Annotated in this window: 11 protein-coding genes, 6 tRNA genes and 1 other RNA gene; 12 read left to right on the top strand and 6 right to left on the bottom strand. The window is 53.7% G+C overall.

Features of this window, described 5'->3' with window-relative positions:
- Positions 1-205 precede the first annotated feature (205 nt).
- Both LQK91_RS01130 and LQK91_RS01125 read left to right on the top strand, forming a co-directional pair.
- On the top strand, positions 206-1,876 hold the full coding sequence (locus LQK91_RS01130; protein WP_003848911.1) for a sensor histidine kinase: 1,671 nt from the start codon (positions 206-208) through the stop codon (positions 1,874-1,876).
- On the top strand, positions 1,873-2,601 hold the full coding sequence (locus LQK91_RS01125; protein WP_105098935.1) for a LytR/AlgR family response regulator transcription factor: 729 nt from the start codon (positions 1,873-1,875) through the stop codon (positions 2,599-2,601). Before LQK91_RS01130 ends, LQK91_RS01125 begins: the two co-directional genes overlap by 4 nt.
- Positions 2,602-2,767: 166 nt before the next feature.
- Here the strand turns inward: LQK91_RS01125 and glk are convergent, their stop codons facing one another.
- Together glk and ipdC are read right to left on the bottom strand one after the other, a co-directional pair.
- Complete coding sequence (glk, locus tag LQK91_RS01120) at positions 2,768-3,733, bottom strand: glucokinase (RefSeq protein ID WP_003848907.1); 966 nt, start codon at positions 3,731-3,733, stop codon at positions 2,768-2,770.
- A gap of 160 nt (positions 3,734-3,893) precedes the next feature.
- Positions 3,894-5,546 (bottom strand): indolepyruvate decarboxylase, encoded by a 1,653-nt coding sequence (gene ipdC, locus LQK91_RS01115; protein WP_105098934.1) that lies wholly within the window; start codon positions 5,544-5,546, stop codon positions 3,894-3,896.
- 219 nt (positions 5,547-5,765) lie between these two features.
- On the opposite strand from ipdC, the gene mgrA reads away from it, so the two are divergent.
- Positions 5,766-6,755: an L-glyceraldehyde 3-phosphate reductase gene (gene mgrA, locus LQK91_RS01110; protein WP_105098933.1), complete on the top strand. Its 990-nt coding sequence runs from the start codon at positions 5,766-5,768 to the stop codon at positions 6,753-6,755.
- A gap of 171 nt (positions 6,756-6,926) precedes the next feature.
- Positions 6,927-7,346, top strand: a complete 420-nt coding sequence (locus LQK91_RS01105; RefSeq protein ID WP_105098932.1) for a DUF2502 domain-containing protein — start codon at positions 6,927-6,929, stop codon at positions 7,344-7,346.
- A gap of 45 nt (positions 7,347-7,391) precedes the next feature.
- Here the strand turns inward: LQK91_RS01105 and LQK91_RS01100 are convergent, their stop codons facing one another.
- Positions 7,392-8,633 carry an Nramp family divalent metal transporter gene (locus LQK91_RS01100; protein WP_008926522.1) on the bottom strand — a complete coding sequence of 414 codons (1,242 nt, stop codon included), beginning with the start codon at positions 8,631-8,633 and terminating at the stop codon, positions 7,392-7,394.
- 369 nt (positions 8,634-9,002) lie between these two features.
- Here LQK91_RS01100 and LQK91_RS01095 point away from each other — a divergent pair, with 369 nt between their 5' ends.
- Entirely contained in the window at positions 9,003-10,193 is a 1,191-nt protein-coding gene (locus LQK91_RS01095; RefSeq protein WP_003848895.1) for a NupC/NupG family nucleoside CNT transporter, read from the top strand.
- Positions 10,194-10,506: 313 nt separating this feature from the next.
- On the opposite strand, the gene LQK91_RS01090 is transcribed toward LQK91_RS01095, so the two are convergent.
- Positions 10,507-10,582, bottom strand: a tRNA-Ala gene (locus tag LQK91_RS01090).
- Positions 10,583-10,626: 44 nt separating this feature from the next.
- Positions 10,627-10,702 (bottom strand) — tRNA-Ala (locus tag LQK91_RS01085).
- Between the two features lie 359 nt (positions 10,703-11,061).
- Here LQK91_RS01085 and LQK91_RS01080 point away from each other — a divergent pair.
- Entirely contained in the window at positions 11,062-11,850 is a 789-nt protein-coding gene (locus tag LQK91_RS01080) for a formate/nitrite transporter family protein (protein ID WP_003848892.1), read from the top strand.
- A gap of 111 nt (positions 11,851-11,961) precedes the next feature.
- Positions 11,962-12,315: a YfeC-like transcriptional regulator gene (locus LQK91_RS01075; RefSeq protein WP_003848889.1), complete on the top strand. Its 354-nt coding sequence runs from the start codon at positions 11,962-11,964 to the stop codon at positions 12,313-12,315.
- Between the two features lie 35 nt (positions 12,316-12,350).
- On the opposite strand, the gene gltX is transcribed toward LQK91_RS01075, so the two are convergent.
- Positions 12,351-13,766, bottom strand: a complete 1,416-nt coding sequence (gene gltX, locus LQK91_RS01070) for a glutamate--tRNA ligase (RefSeq protein ID WP_039659597.1) — start codon at positions 13,764-13,766, stop codon at positions 12,351-12,353.
- A gap of 271 nt (positions 13,767-14,037) precedes the next feature.
- Between gltX and LQK91_RS01065 the strand changes: the two genes are divergently transcribed.
- The 5 genes from LQK91_RS01065 to LQK91_RS01045 all read left to right on the top strand — a co-directional run bounded on the left by LQK91_RS01065 (position 14,038) and on the right by LQK91_RS01045 (position 14,598).
- Positions 14,038-14,113, top strand: a tRNA-Val gene (locus tag LQK91_RS01065).
- Between the two features lie 41 nt (positions 14,114-14,154).
- Positions 14,155-14,230: transfer RNA gene (locus tag LQK91_RS01060), tRNA-Val, on the top strand.
- A 36-nt stretch (positions 14,231-14,266) separates the two neighbouring features.
- Positions 14,267-14,342: transfer RNA gene (locus LQK91_RS01055), tRNA-Val, on the top strand.
- A 4-nt stretch (positions 14,343-14,346) separates the two neighbouring features.
- A tRNA-Lys gene (locus LQK91_RS01050) sits at positions 14,347-14,422 on the top strand.
- Positions 14,423-14,465: 43 nt separating this feature from the next.
- Positions 14,466-14,598, top strand: a non-coding RNA gene (locus LQK91_RS01045) — RtT sRNA.
- Positions 14,599-14,832: the final 234 nt, after the last annotated feature.

Below are 14,832 nucleotides of genomic sequence, written 5' to 3'. Positions count from 1 at the left end.
AAACGGCTTCACAGCGACCAGCGTGAAAAACTGTTCCCCTTTATTCCACTCAACTTTTCCTCTTTTTACTGGATTGCCGTAAAAATTGATCTGAAACATTAACTTGTGGCGGGATTGATCGGGGTGCTAGCGGTTCGCGATCACATTTTTTATCATAGAGGCACTTTCCATCGCTCACGAGTCGCCTGTGTCCTCCCACTTCACGATGTTACTGGCAGTTTTTGACCGCGCCGCCCTGATGTTGATCTGCCTGTTCTTCCTGACGCGCACCCGGCCTTTTCGTCAGCTGCTGCAAAAAGATGAGCACACCCGCGCGGAAAAAGTGGCGGTCACTGCCATCTTTTCCCTGTTTGCGCTGTTCAGTACCTGGTCGGGCGTCAATGTCGACGGTTCGCTGCTGAATGTGCGGGTCATTGCCGTGATGGCGGGTGGGATTCTGTTTGGTCCCTGGGTTGGCATCGCCACCGGTGTGATTGCGGGTCTTCACCGTTTTCTGATCGATATTCATGGCGTCACTTCCGTGCCCTGCCTGATTACCAGCATCATTGCCGGTGTCGTCGCGGGCGGGATTAATCGTCGGGTACTGAAAGAGCATCGCTGGCGCGCCGGTATCGTCGGCGGCATGCTGTGTGAAGCCCTGACGATGTTGCTGATCGTCCTGTGGGCGCGCCCTGCCTCACTCGGGCTGGCGATTGTGTCGGAGATTGCCCTGCCGATGATCCTCGGCGCGTCCAGCATCGGCATCATTGTGTTGCTGGTGCAAAGTGTTGAGGGAGAGAAAGAGGCTATTGCTGCCCGCCAGGCCAAGCTGGCACTGGAGATCGCCAACAAAACGTTGCCGCTGTTTCGTCAGGTGAACAGCGACTCGCTGCGCAATATCTGTGACATTATCCGAAGAGAGATCAAAGCCGATGCGGTGGCGATGACGGATAAAAAGCAGATTCTGGCCTACGTCGGCTATGGCGAACATAATTATAAGCATGGCGATGATGGCATCAGCCCGACGACGGCGCAGGCGATCAACAGCGGTAAAATTATTATTAAGAACAATGATGAAGCGCACCGCACTAAAGATATCCACTCAATGATCGTCATCCCGCTGTGGGAAAAAGGCAAAGTCACCGGCACGCTGAAAATCTATTATCGCCGCGCACACCGTATTACCGGCTCGCTGAAGGAGATGGCGATTGGCCTGTCACAAATTATCTCAACCCAGCTTGAAGTGTCGCGCGCCGAGCAGCTGCGTGAGATGGCCAATAAAGCGGAACTGCGCGCGCTGCAAAGTAAAATAAATCCCCATTTCCTGTTCAATGCGCTGAATGCTATTTCCTCTTCTATCCGGCTCAATCCCGATACTGCCCGCCAGCTGGTCATTAACCTTTCACGCTATCTGCGCTACAACCTGGAACTGAACGACGATGAGCTAATCGACATCCGTAAAGAGCTGTGGCAGGTGAAAGATTATATCGCCATTGAGCAGGCGCGATTCGGCGATAAACTGACGATGATTTATGACGTCGATGAAGATCTGCATTTTCTGCTGCCAAGTCTGCTGATTCAGCCACTGGTAGAAAACGCCATTGTGCATGGTATTCAGCCCTGTAAAGGCAAAGGCGTGGTCACGCTGAGCGTCCGGGATCTGGGCGATCGGGTGCGGATCTCCGTGCGGGATACCGGTCAGGGCATCAGTGACGAAGTCGTGGAACGGGTGGCGCGCAACGAGATGCCCGGCAATAAAATCGGTCTGCTCAATGTGCACCATCGCGTCAAACTCCTGTCAGGTCAGGGACTGAACATCGTGCGGCATCAACCGGGCACCGAGATCGCTTTTACGCTGAGTAAAAATGGCCAGCGCCTGGCGGAGAATCTGTTATGAAAGCCATTATTGTGGAAGATGAATTTCTGGCCCAGCAGGAGCTGAGCTGGATGATTCAGCATCACAGCAAAATCGAAATTGAAGCCTGTTTTGATGATGGTCTTGATGTACTGAAGTATCTGCAACAGCATCGGGTCGATGTGATTTTCCTCGACATTAATATCCCCTCGCTGGATGGTATGTTGCTGGCACAGAATATCCATCAGTTTGCCCACAAGCCGCTGATCGTCTTTATTACCGCCTGGAAAGAGCATGCGGTAAAAGCATTCGAGCTTGAGGCATTTGATTACATTCTCAAGCCCTATCAGGAGTCGCGGATTGTCACCATGCTGAACAAGCTGGAAGCCACCGCACAGGCACAGCAGGCTGTGAGTCATCTTAGTGCCACGCCTGCACCGCAGACCGTTAACCTGATTAAAGATGAACGCATTATCGTCACTGACGTGAATGACATTTACTACGTTGAGGCGCATGAAAAGCTGACGTTTGTCTATACCCGGCGCGAGTCCTACGTCATGTCGATGAACATCACCGAGTTCTGTTCACGCCTGCCGGAGCAGCAGTTCTTCCGCTGTCACCGCTCTTACTGCGTCAGCCTGAGCAAGATCCGCGAAATCGAGCCGTGGTTTAACAACACCTATCTGCTTAAGCTGCGCGATCTGGAATTTCAGGTGCCGGTCAGCCGCAGTAAGGTAAAGCAGTTCAGACAGCTGATGCGTCTGTAATGCAGGAGAGTGAGGGAACGATTCAGGCAGGGAAGTGGCTTTCAGGACAACAGCAGGAAAAGGCAGGAGAAGCCAGGCGGTGATTTCCCGGGCCTGAACGGCTGAAGCCTCCAGATCGGGAAAGCGATCGCGCGCACAAAGGCTGTGCGCGCGGAGTAAAGCAGAATCAGATTTCGCGGCCCAGTGTCTGACGCAGATGCGCGCCCGCACCCAGCAGGCCAGGCTGATCGTGCGTAATCATGTAAACCGGGATGCTGGCAACATAGTCGCGGAAGCGTCCTTTATCTTCAAAAGCCGCACGGAAACCGGACGCCTTAAAGAATTCCAGGAAGCGAGGCACAATGCCTCCCGCAATGTAGACGCCACCAAAAGTGCCCAGGTTCAGCGCCAGATTGCCGCCAAAACGGCCCATAATGACGCAGAACATGGAGAGCGCGCGACGGCAGTCGGTACAGCTGTCATCCAGCGCACGTTCACTGACATCTTTCGGCTTCAGATTTTCCGGCACGCGGTTGTCAACTTTCACAATGGCACGGTAGAGATTAACCAGACCGGCACCCGACAACACACGTTCAGCTGAGACATGGCCCAGTTCTTCACGCAGCACTTCCAGGATCTGATCTTCTTCTTCGCTGTTGGCCGCAAAATCGACATGACCACCCTCACCTGGCAGGCTCACCCAGCGCTTGTCCACATGCACCAGATGGCTGACGCCTAAGCCGGTACCGGCACCATAAATGGCGATAGGTTTATCTTTGACCGGCTCTGAGCCGCCAAACTGAATTACGTTTTCGGCGGTCAGCATAGGAATAGCCATGGATACCGCAGTAAAATCGTTAATGATTTCCAGGTGTTCAAAACCGATGTTCTCTTTGAGCTTGCGCGTAGAAAACGCCCAGTCATGGTTGGTCATTTCAACCCAGTCATCGGTAATCGGGCAGGCGATAGCAATACAGCCATCTTTAACGTCCTGCTGTTGTTCATCAAGATAGTGGCGGATGACGGCTTCGAGGCTGTCGTATTCTGATGTTGAGAATGTTTTGGCCTGGGTGATGCTGCCGCTTTCCACCTCACACAGGGCGAGGCGCGCGTTAGTACCGCCGACATCGCCGACCAAGGCATAGGTTGTCATTCTTCTGTTGCTCCGCTTGGGGTCTTAAGAGTTGGAGGACACTATAAAATTCTGCCCATAAAACAACAACGCTCACCGGTGCGATTGGTGAGCGTCTTACTCAGTTGTGCTACAGCCTAACCGCGTTAGTCCAGCCTGCACAGCGGCAACTATCTGAATCTTAGCCGCCGTTGCGTTGATTCAGGCAGGCAGTGACTTTTCTTAGCAGTGGCGGCAAATCTTCTTTCTGCATCACCACCTCAACCAGCGACAGCCATTGAGGCGCGGCCAGTCGCGTCATCACCTCGTCTAACTGCACGGTTTCACTGATGCGCCAGCTCTGCGCCTGGCCCTGAAGGCTAAGGGCGTGTGGCAGAGCCGTCCAGTTCCACGGGGCGATATCATTGTAACGTTGTGTTGCGCCATGAATCGCCCGTTCGACGGTATAGCCGTCATTATTCAGCAAAAAGATTATCAGTCGCTGCCCATCGCGCAACATTGAACTCAGTTCCTGAATGGTCAGTTGCGCCGAACCGTCTCCGATGATCAGGATAACCCGTCGATCAGGGTTAGCGGTCTGCGCGCCAAACGCTGCCGGAAGAGTATAGCCGATTGATCCCCATAATGGCTGAACCACCAGCTGTGCCCGCGAGGGCAGTCGCAATGCGGCGGTACCAAAGGCCGCCGTCCCCTGCTCGGCCAGAATCAGGTCGCCGGGTTGCAGAAATCCCTGCATGGCCTGCCAGAAGGCGTGCTGACTGATCACCGCCGTGGGTTCTGCTGGCTGCGCGGCGGGGATTGCAGCGGCAGGCTGCCACTGCTGACCATAACGTTCAAACAGCGGTTGCAGTTCACTGAGTGCATCCGCCATCGACAACGGCGCAAAACGTTCATTACCCACGCTGGCACTGAAGGGCTGCAGATCGATCAGTCGCTCGGTGGCAAACTGCTGTGTAAAACCTGCCGTAATGGTGTCGGTAAAACGGACACCGACGCAAATTGCTGCATCCACCTGTTCAATCTGTTCACACACCTGCCCTGCACTGGCCGCGCCGGCATAGGTACCGACATAACCTGGCTGCTGCTCATCCAGTACGCCTTTGCCCATCAGCAGACTGGCGCAGGGAATCGCGCTCTGTTCGCGCAGCGCGGCCAGCGCAGATTGCCGCTGCCAGCGCAGCGCCAGAAAATCTGCCAGCAGTGAAACACGCTGTGCCGGTGCCAGTAAACGTTCTGCCGCGGCCCTGAAAGCGCGACGCGCGTCAGCCGATGCGGGCTGATGGGTGTTCAGCGGCTGTGCAGGTGGCTGTACAGCCATGGCTGCCACGTCCACTGCCAGCGACAGATAGCCGGGACGACGGGCCTGCAGCGCACTGATAATCACCCGATCAATCTCAGCCGTGGCATTGTCGGCAGTCAGCAGTGCGGTTGCCACACTGACCTCGGCAGCCATGCGAATAAAATGCTGGAAATCACCATCGCCCAGCGAGTGATGCACGCAGTCACCCTGCAACTGCGCCTGCGTGGCTGGCGCACCCACAATATGAATCACCGGCAGATACTCAGCATAACTGCCCGCAGTGCCATTAATCGCGCTGAGCTCGCCAACACCAAACGTCGTTAACAGTGCCCCCGCGCCGTTGCAGCGCGCATAACCGTCCGCCGCATAGGCTGCGTTGAGTTCATTAGCGCAGCCCACCCAGCTGATTTCAGGATGGGCGATAACGCGGTCCAGGAATTGCAGGTTGTAGTCGCCCGGCACACCAAACAGATGCTTGATACCAATCTCCTGCAGACGGGTCAGCAGGTAATCTCCGACAGTGAATGTGGACATTGCGCGTTCCTTTCAGGGAAGAGTCGGGTTAAGTATCTGACAGAGGATAAAATTAGCGAGGAGAGTAGCTATTTTAACCAGCCGCAATGCCTGGCAAGACGACGTTACGCTGGCGGAATATTCTGTAAAATCGCGAACTGCTGCGCGCTGTCACTAAGTGTAACCGTATACACTGATAGACTTTTGGCACATATTCCCGTTTTTGCTCAGGAGCGCTAAATGTCCTCTTTCCCCCATCCCGATCGCTATCAACAGATGGAATATCGCCGCAGCGGCCGCAGCGGCATCAGACTGCCTGCAGTTTCGCTGGGACTTTGGCACAACTTTGGTGACAGCACGCGGGTCGATAACAGCCGTGAGTTGCTACGTCATGCATTTGACCTCGGCATCACCCACTTCGACTTAGCGAATAACTACGGCCCGCCTCCGGGCTCGGCGGAAGAGAATTTTGGTCGTATTCTGCGGGAAGATTTTCGTGCCCATCGTGATGAGCTGATAATCTCCACCAAAGCGGGCTATACCATGTGGCAGGGGCCTTATGGAGACTGGGGGTCGCGTAAATATCTGATTGCCAGTCTGGATCAAAGCCTTAAACGCATGGGGCTGGAATATGTCGATATTTTCTATCACCACCGTCCCGATCCGGAAACCCCGCTGGAAGAGACGATGCGCGCGCTCGATCATGTGGTACGCCAGGGCAAAGCGCTTTACGTAGCTCTTTCTAACTATCCGGCTGAACGGGCTGCCCAGGCGATTGCTATCCTGCGCGATCTCGGCACCCCCTGCCTGATTCACCAGCCGCGTTATTCGATGTTTGAACGTACCCCTGAGCAGGGATTGATTCAGACGCTGGGCGATGCGGGCGTTGGCTGTATCGCTTTCTCTCCCCTGGCAGGCGGTGTGCTCACCGATCGCTATCTGCAGGGCATTCCGGAAGATTCGCGTGCGGCCAGCGGCAGCAAATTCCTGAGCGAAAGCCAGCTGACCGAAGAGAAGATGGAAAAAGTCCGCAGACTGAATGTCATCGCACAGCAACGTGAGCAGAAACTGGCGCAGATGGCGCTGGCGTGGGTATTGCGCGATGATCGCGTCACGTCAGTGCTGATTGGGGCCAGTAAAACGGCGCAGATTGATGACGCGGTGGCCATGCTCGCCCGTCGTCAGTTCAGCGACACCGAATTAGCGGCTATTGACGCGGCTCTGATGTAAGCATTCACCGCCCGGCGCAGGTCGGGCGTTTTTTTCACCAGAATAGTCTCAATCCCCCTTCTCTCCCCAATTTCCTCACAATTTTCCGACACAATGATGCGGTAACAACAGTAATACGCAGGCATAATCACTGCGCCGCAACAGCATCAGCCTGTTGATGAGGAGAATATAATGAAAAGAGCTCTAATTTTTGCTGCCCTGCTGGCGCTGTTTTCGCCGCTGGCCTATCACACAGCCGAGGCCTCCAGTGCCTCTATTTCTCTGGCCCCTGGCGTCACCCTGAATCTGGGCGATCGCGATAATCGTGGTAATTACTGGGATGGCGGTCGCTGGCGTGAACCCCGCTGGTGGAATGACCGCTATACCTACAACGAACGCCGCTGGTGGCGACACGAAGAGTGGCGTCGTCAGCAGCAGTGGGAGCGTGAACGCCGCTGGCAGGAGCGCGACCGCGAGCGCCGCTGGGATCATCAGTATCGCCGCGATCGCGACTGGGATCATCATGACCGTCGTGGTCCAGGTCCTGGCCCGCGTGGTTTTGGGCCCCACGGACCCGGTGGACCCGGTCCGCATGGCCACGATCGTCACTAACAAAAACGCCCGGCATAGCCGGGCGTTTTTTATTTCCAGAACCCCTTACAGTCCCAGCGCTTCACCCACCAGCAGGTAAAGATTGAGCGCAATCACCAGCAGCACGATCAGTCGCCCGGTGTTCTGCATCAGACGCGAGTTCACCATATCATCGCCCATCAGCTCGCGGTTGCCGGTAAAGGAGAGCAGCGGAATCAGCGCCAGCGCGATACCAAAGCTCAACAGCACCTGACTCATCACCAGAACCCGTGTCGGATCCCAGCCTGCCCAGATGACAATAAACGAGGGCAGCATGGTGACAGTTCGACGCACCCAAAGTGGAATGTGGAAACGGATAAAGCCCTGCATTACCACCTGCCCCGCCAGCGTACCGACCACTGTTGAGGAGAGTCCCGCGGCCACCAGGCTCAGACCAAATACGGTTGCGGCAGCCTGACCTAACAGCGGTTGCAGCGTCAGATAGGCCTGATCGAGCTCTGCAATTTTGCTGTGACCACTAAAATGAAACGCCGCTGCCGCAGTTGCCATCATCGCCAGGTTTACAAATCCGGCAATGGTCATGGCAATCGCCACATCCAGTTTAGTTGAGGAGTAACGCTGACTTTTGCTGTCCTCACTTTTGCCCTGCGTCAGCGCAGAGTGCAGATAAATTACGTGCGGCATGATGGTCGCCCCAAGCACGCCGGCGGCCAGGAATACGGCATCCGACGTCGGTAACGCGGGCAGCGCCATGCCGACCACCAGCTCTTTAATATTGGGCTGGGAGAAGAAAAGTTCGACAATATAGGCGGCCGCCACAAACAACAGCAGTCCACCAATCACCAGCTCCAGCGGCTTCTGCCCGCGACTCTGTAACATCAGTATCAGGAAGGTGGCGATGCCCGTCAGCACCGCGCCCTGCATCAATGAAATGCCGAGCAGCAGTTTGAACCCCAGTGCAGCACCGATAAACTCCGCCAGATCGGTGGCCATCGCGATAATTTCCGCCTGCACCCAGTAAAACCAGACGGCAGGCCGGGGAAAGCGATCGCGGATGTGTTCGGCAAGATTTTTGCCGGTGGCGATACCCAGCTTGGCAGACATGAGCTGAATCAGCATGGCCATGATATTGGCCCACACCACCACCCACAGCAATTTGTAGCCGTAAGCAGCGCCTGCCTGAATGTTGGTCGCAAAGTTGCCCGGATCGATATAGCCAATAGCGGCGATAAAGGCGGGCCCCAGCAGTGCGAGTTTGACTTTTCTGACTCCGCGAGCAGCGCGCTCGGCGGTACGACTCTCAAGCATATCCGGTACCCTGTCTGAACATTTGCCTGCCCCGGCAGCTTAGGGGTTAGCATGTGCAAGTGAAATTCGTTTATTGTTATCGGTGTAATAGATGCTGCTATAAAGTATAGCCATTGCTATACATTACAGTAAAGGAAGTGAGTGCTAAAAATGTGAGCAACGGTGTCACTTTACGCTCTGTGTAAAATTCAGACAATAATTATGTGGTTATCTGGGTTGAACGATTTTTAAACAGGGCGTGATCTCTGGAACTTTTCTGGAAAATATAGCGATAGCGAATACTTATAATGTGGTTCAGATCTCGTTTTTAAGTAACGCGTTACATAGAATACGCAACAAAATACAACCCTCCTCAAATTTGGAGCAACTATGTCCCATATTTTGCAATTTCTTTTAGCACTGGTGGTGGTCGGGATACTCTCCTTGCTGGTCAGTCACGATCGTAAAAGCATTCGCATTCGCTACATTATACAGCTACTGGTGATTGAAATTGTGCTCGCCTGGTTCTTCCTGAACTCAGAAGCGGGACTGGGTTTCGTCAAAGGCTTCGCCGGCTTCTTTGATCATCTGCTGAAGTATGCGGCCCAGGGCACAAACTTTGTCTTCGGTAACATGAATGACAAAGGCCTGGCGTTCTTCTTCCTCAACGTATTGTGTCCAATCGTCTTTATCTCTGCGCTGATCGGTATTCTGCAGCATTTCCGTATCCTGCCATGGGTTATTCGCGGTATCGGTACTGTGCTGTCGAAAGTCAATGGCATGGGAAAACTGGAATCTTTCAACGCCGTGAGTTCTCTGATACTGGGACAGTCAGAAAACTTCATTGCCTATAAAGATATCCTGGGCAAGATGTCACAGCGCCGCATGTACACCATGGCTGCGACGGCGATGTCGACCGTTTCGATGTCTATTGTCGGTGCCTACATGACCATGCTGCAGCCAAAGTATGTGGTCGCCGCACTCGTGCTCAACATGTTCAGCACCTTTATCGTGCTGTCATTGATCAACCCTTACCGCGTTGAGAACGAAGACGATCTGCAGTTGCAGGATCTGCATAAAGGTCAGAGCTTCTTCGAGATGCTGGGCGAATATATCCTGGCCGGTTTTAAGGTCGCGATTATCGTTGCCGCGATGCTGATTGGTTTTATCGCGCTGATTTCAGGTCTGAACGCCCTGTTTGATTTGATCTTCGGCATCAGTTTCCAGGGCGTGCTTGGCTATGTCTTCTATCCGTTTGCCTGGGTGATGGGTGTGCCGTCGGGTGAGGCGTTGCAGGTCGGCAGTATTATGGCGACCAAGCTGGTATCGAATGAATTTGTCGCCATGATGGATCTGCAGAAAATTGCAGGCCAGTTGTCACCCACTTCAGAAGGTATTCTTTCCGTGTTCCTGGTGTCGTTCGCCAACTTCTCTTCCATCGGCATCGTGGCCGGTGCGATTAAAGGCCTGAACGAAGAACAGGGCAACGTGGTTTCCCGCTTTGGCCTGAAGCTGCTGTACGGCTCTACGCTGGTCAGCGTGCTCTCCGCCGCTATCGCCGGTCTGGTTCTGGCGTTCTGAGTGCAGTGCTGAACATTTAAGGGCGAGCCTGTCTCGCCCTTTTCGTTTTTCGCCATCCCTGCTTTTCTTCCCGCTGAATACCTCTTCAGGCGACGTCTGCCTTATACAATACACTCAGATTCTGCATGTAAAGCGCGCACGAGGCGCAGCACAGCGTTATCCGTGCAGAACGCGGCGGCGCTTGCCGGGTATGTACGCGTTAAGCGTGCGCAGCAGCTGATTTGCAAAGCAATAGCGTTAGATTCGCAGAAAGGCGAATGAAAGATAAATCAGAAAGGATTTTGACAACAATGACATCGACGTTGTCAGAAAATGGTGGAGATAAGCGGGATCGAACCGCTGACCTCTTGCATGCCATGCAAGCGCTCTCCCAGCTGAGCTATACCCCCACATCTGGAATCGTTTTTCAGTGCCAAACTTTTGGGAAAAAGTTTGGTGGAGCTAAGCGGGATCGAACCGCTGACCTCCTGCATGCCATGCAGGCGCTCTCCCAGCTGAGCTATAGCCCCGAACCGAAAAACTGTCGCGTTAAGCGACGGACGGCATAATATGAAACCGCCTCCAGGGTGTCAACGGCAAAATGACATTCTCTGTTTGATCGCTGAAAAAGGCGGCAACCTGCGAAGTTTCAGCAGCATGCTACAGATAAAAATCATGTCTGGTCATGCAGTACCGTTTTTTAACTGTTATACCCGCTGCCATCAGGTTAATTCACGGTTAAATATGTTATAGGAATTTTCTTGTCTTCGTCTTTTTCGCATGCAAAACTTAGCCCGCTAATTTAGTGGCCACCGGGACCCTCTCCCGCGCGCCGCGCGTCCACCAGGCGTTATCGTCCCATTAATCATAAAAAAACTATTGAGATACTATGTCGCTGCATACACCTAAAGAAATCGCACAACTGGCGATCCAGTCTGGCGTGGCTAAAAGTCGTGCGCCTGTCAGCATCCTTCTGATTCTTGGCTTTATGGCGGGTGCATTTATTGCGACCGGCTTCCTGTTAGATCTTCACGTCATTAACTCCCTGCCCGCTGAATGGGGCTCTTTCGGTGGCCTGTTAGGTGCCGCAGTCTTCCCTGTAGGTATCATTATGACCGTGCTGGCGGGTGGCGAGCTGCTGACCGGCAATATGATGACGTTACCCGTGGCCTGGTTCGCCCGCCGCATCAGCTTTATGAGCGTAGCGCGTAACTGGTTCTGGGTGACCCTGGCGAACTTTATCGGCAGCGTGGCTGTTGCATGGTTCTTTGGCCATATGCTGGGCATGACCGAAGGTGACTACCTGAAAAAGACCGTGGCTATCGCCTCTGCCAAAGTTCATGCCGATTTCCTGCATTCCTTTATTTCAGGCATTGGCTGTAACTGGCTGGTGTGTCTGGCGGTGTGGCTGGCATTTGCGAGTAAAGATATGGTTGGCAAAATCTTCGGCATGTGGTTCCCGGTGATGGCGTTTGTTGCCATTGGCTTCCAGCACGTTGTCGCTAACATGTTTATTATTCCGGCCGCTATTTTTGCCGGTCAGATGAGCTGGGCAGAGTACTTCCCTAACTTTGTCGCCGTCTTCCTGGGCAATGCCGTAGGAGGAGCCGTCTTCGTTGGTCTGGCCTATTTCCTGGCATTCCGTCCTGCTGCCGAACCAGCCAGTAATCCTCAGTAATTCTCTTTTGCCTTTTGTCATCAGACAAAAGGCAATTTCAGCCTACGTTACTTTTCACCGTTACTTTTTGCTGTAATATGTACCGCTAATGTATTTAACAGGGACAGTGTCGTGAAAAAGGAATGGCTTACCCCCGAAGAGCTGGCTGCAGAAACGGGTTACAGTCGGCAAACGGTGAATAAGTGGATCAAGCGGGAGAACTGGACAACCACGCCGAAGCCCGGAGTTCAGGGCGGCAAGGCACGTCTTATTCATATTGATGAACGCGTAAAAAGTTTTATTCAATCCACCCGCAACCTTAATGAACCCACAGCCACCTATGGCGCAGTAACGAATTCATTACCTGCGTTATTGTTAAGTTCCATCCAGCAAATGAGTCAGGATGAACAGGATCAACTCACTGCATTAATCTTACGTGAAGGGATTAAAGGCGTGCTGGAGCGACTGGGAATTGGTGAAGAGTAAGAAAACCGGAAGCGTAGTGCCTCCGGCTGTGTTCATTACGCCTGCGCTTCGCGCTCACTGATAAAGGCCAGGGCCTGCTCAATACGGGCCACGCTGCGGCTGCGGCCAATCGCCTCCACGGTGACATCCAGACCCGGTGACTGACCGGCACCGGTCACGGCCACACGCAGCGGCATGCCGACTTTACCCATACCCACTTCCAGCTCATCTGCGGTGCTCTGAATCGCCTGATGCACGTTTTCCGCCGTCCATTCAGTGATGGCGGCCAGCTTGTCACGCACCACTTCCAGCGGCTGACGCGCGACCGGACGAAGATGTTTCTTCGCCGCATCGGCATCGAACTCTGCGAAGTCTTCGTAAAAGTAGCGGCAGGATGCAGCCATTTCCTTCAGCGTTTTGCAACGCTCGCCCAGCAGACCCACCAGCTTCGCCAGTTCCGGTCCGGTGCGGGTATCAATTTTCTGCTCTTCAATATGCCACTGCAGATGTGTCGCCACATATTCTGGCGGCAGCGTATTGATATAGTGGTGGTTCAGCCACTGCAGTTTCTCAGTGTTGAACGCACTGGCAGACTTACTGACGGCATCCAGCGTAAACAGCTCAGCCATTTCAGCCACGCTGAAAATTTCCTGATCGCCATGTGACCAGCCCAGACGAACCAGGTAGTTGAGCAGCGCTTCCGGCAGGTAGCCGTCATCACGATACTGCATCACCCCTACTGCGCCATGACGCTTGGAGAGTTTTTTGCCATCATCGCCCAGAATCATGGAAACGTGAGCGTAGACCGGAACCTGCGCGCCAATCGCTTTGAGGATGTTGATCTGACGTGGTGTGTTGTTGATGTGGTCTTCACCACGAATAACATGGGTGATACCCATATCCCAGTCATCAACAACAACGCAGAAGTTATAGGTTGGCGACCCATCGGTGCGGCGGATGATCAGATCATCCAGTTCCTGGTTACTGAACTCGATCGGTCCACGAATCTGATCGTCAAAGATGACCGAACCTTCCTGTGGATTGCGGAAACGCACCACGCATGGCTCATCATCAGCATGATGTTCATGGCTGTCACGGCAGCGGCCGTCATAACGCGGCTTTTCGTTGTTCGCCATCTGTTCTTCGCGCAGCGCTTCCAGGCGTTCTTTAGAGCAGTAGCATTTATAAGCGGTTCCGGCTTCCAGCATGTCATCAATGACCGCGTTATAGCGATCAAAACGTTTAGTCTGGTAGTAAGGGCCTTCATTCCAGTCGAGGCTCAGCCAGTTCATACCATCCATGATGGCTTCGATAGCTTCCGGCGTGGATCGCTCCAGATCGGTATCTTCAATGCGCAGCACGAACTCGCCCTGGTTGTGACGGGCAAAGAGCCAGGAGTAAAGTGCGGTACGTGCGCCACCGACATGCAGATAGCCGGTTGGGCTTGGCGCGAAGCGTGTTTTGATTTTCATTGAGTATTGCCTTAGATGCGCGGGTTCTTTGTCTGGATGACAAAAAACAGGTTAGACGCGAAAAACAGTGGGCATATTCTAGCATCTGACGGTGAATCCTCAATGCATGCCCGCCGGTTGCGTCCCGGGAAAAGGGACTTTTCTGCCAGTAAAACCAGCACATTGGCTAAAAGCGCAACAGGATGTTTAAAAATAAACCGAACGCACATTTATGTTTTAAAAAGCGTTGACTCAAAATCAACTATCCCTATAATGCGACTCCACACAGCGGGGGTGATTAGCTCAGTTGGTAGAGCATCTCCCTTACAAGGAGGGGGTCGGCGGTTCGAACCCGTCATCACCCACCACTCTTAACAGCGTGGCCCGCAGTGAACAGGTATGAAGATATGGGTGATTAGCTCAGTTGGTAGAGCATCTCCCTTACAAGGAGGGGGTCGGCGGTTCGAACCCGTCATCACCCACCATATCTGACCTGTTAAAGCAGTACTGAAGTACGAAGTGGGTGATTAGCTCAGTTGGTAGAGCATCTCCCTTACAAGGAGGGGGTCGGCGGTTCGAACCCGTCATCACCCACCACTTCGGGTCGTTAGCTCAGTTGGTAGAGCAGTTGACTTTTAATCAATTGGTCGCAGGTTCGAATCCTGCACGACCCACCAATTCAGAATAAAGCGCCTTTTGGGCGCTTTTTTCGTTTCCGGGGCACGAACGTGACCGTGCGGGATGAGAACCTGCTGCAGGTTCGACTGAATCGCTGGCGATTCAGGCTGATGCGTTAGCATCACCCGGAGGGCGAGGCCCACGATGGGCCGAGGCTATCCTGCACGACCCACCAATTCAGAATAAAGCGCCTTTAGGCGCTTTTTTCGTTTCCGGGGCATGGACGTGACCGTGCGGGATGAGAACCTGCTGCAGGTTCGACTGAATCGCTGGCGATTCAGATTACGGACAAACTCAAATCAGGGCGCATCTTGCAGCGATGAATAGCTCAACTAGCAGGGAACAGGGTCAGAGGAGGAAAGCGTCCCGCGCCATGGACAAAAACGCCGGGAGCGTTTTTGAACAACGC

Origin of the sequence: Pantoea sp. MHSD4 (genome assembly GCF_021043305.1) — a bacterium.
Lineage (GTDB): Bacteria > Pseudomonadota > Gammaproteobacteria > Enterobacterales > Enterobacteriaceae > Pantoea > Pantoea eucalypti.
Note: the sequence above shows the minus strand (reverse complement) of the source record. Positions and strands in the feature narration are given on the sequence as shown.

Bases quoted from the DNA above. Each gene is read 5' to 3' on its own strand.
- LQK91_RS01130 (WP_003848911.1), top strand. From the start codon at position 206: ATGTTACTGGCAGTTTTTGACCGCGCCGCCCTGATGTTGATCTGCCTG.
- LQK91_RS01125 (WP_105098935.1), top strand. From the start codon at position 1,873: ATGAAAGCCATTATTGTGGAAGATGAATTTCTGGCCCAGCAGGAGCTG.
- glk (WP_003848907.1), bottom strand. From the start codon at position 3,733: ATGACAACCTATGCCTTGGTCGGCGATGTCGGCGGTACTAACGCGCGC.
- ipdC (WP_105098934.1), bottom strand. From the start codon at position 5,546: ATGTCCACATTCACTGTCGGAGATTACCTGCTGACCCGTCTGCAGGAG.
- mgrA (WP_105098933.1), top strand. From the start codon at position 5,766: ATGTCCTCTTTCCCCCATCCCGATCGCTATCAACAGATGGAATATCGC.
- LQK91_RS01105 (WP_105098932.1), top strand. From the start codon at position 6,927: ATGAAAAGAGCTCTAATTTTTGCTGCCCTGCTGGCGCTGTTTTCGCCG.
- LQK91_RS01100 (WP_008926522.1), bottom strand. From the start codon at position 8,633: ATGCTTGAGAGTCGTACCGCCGAGCGCGCTGCTCGCGGAGTCAGAAAA.
- LQK91_RS01095 (WP_003848895.1), top strand. From the start codon at position 9,003: ATGTCCCATATTTTGCAATTTCTTTTAGCACTGGTGGTGGTCGGGATA.
- LQK91_RS01080 (WP_003848892.1), top strand. From the start codon at position 11,062: ATGTCGCTGCATACACCTAAAGAAATCGCACAACTGGCGATCCAGTCT.
- gltX (WP_039659597.1), bottom strand. From the start codon at position 13,766: ATGAAAATCAAAACACGCTTCGCGCCAAGCCCAACCGGCTATCTGCAT.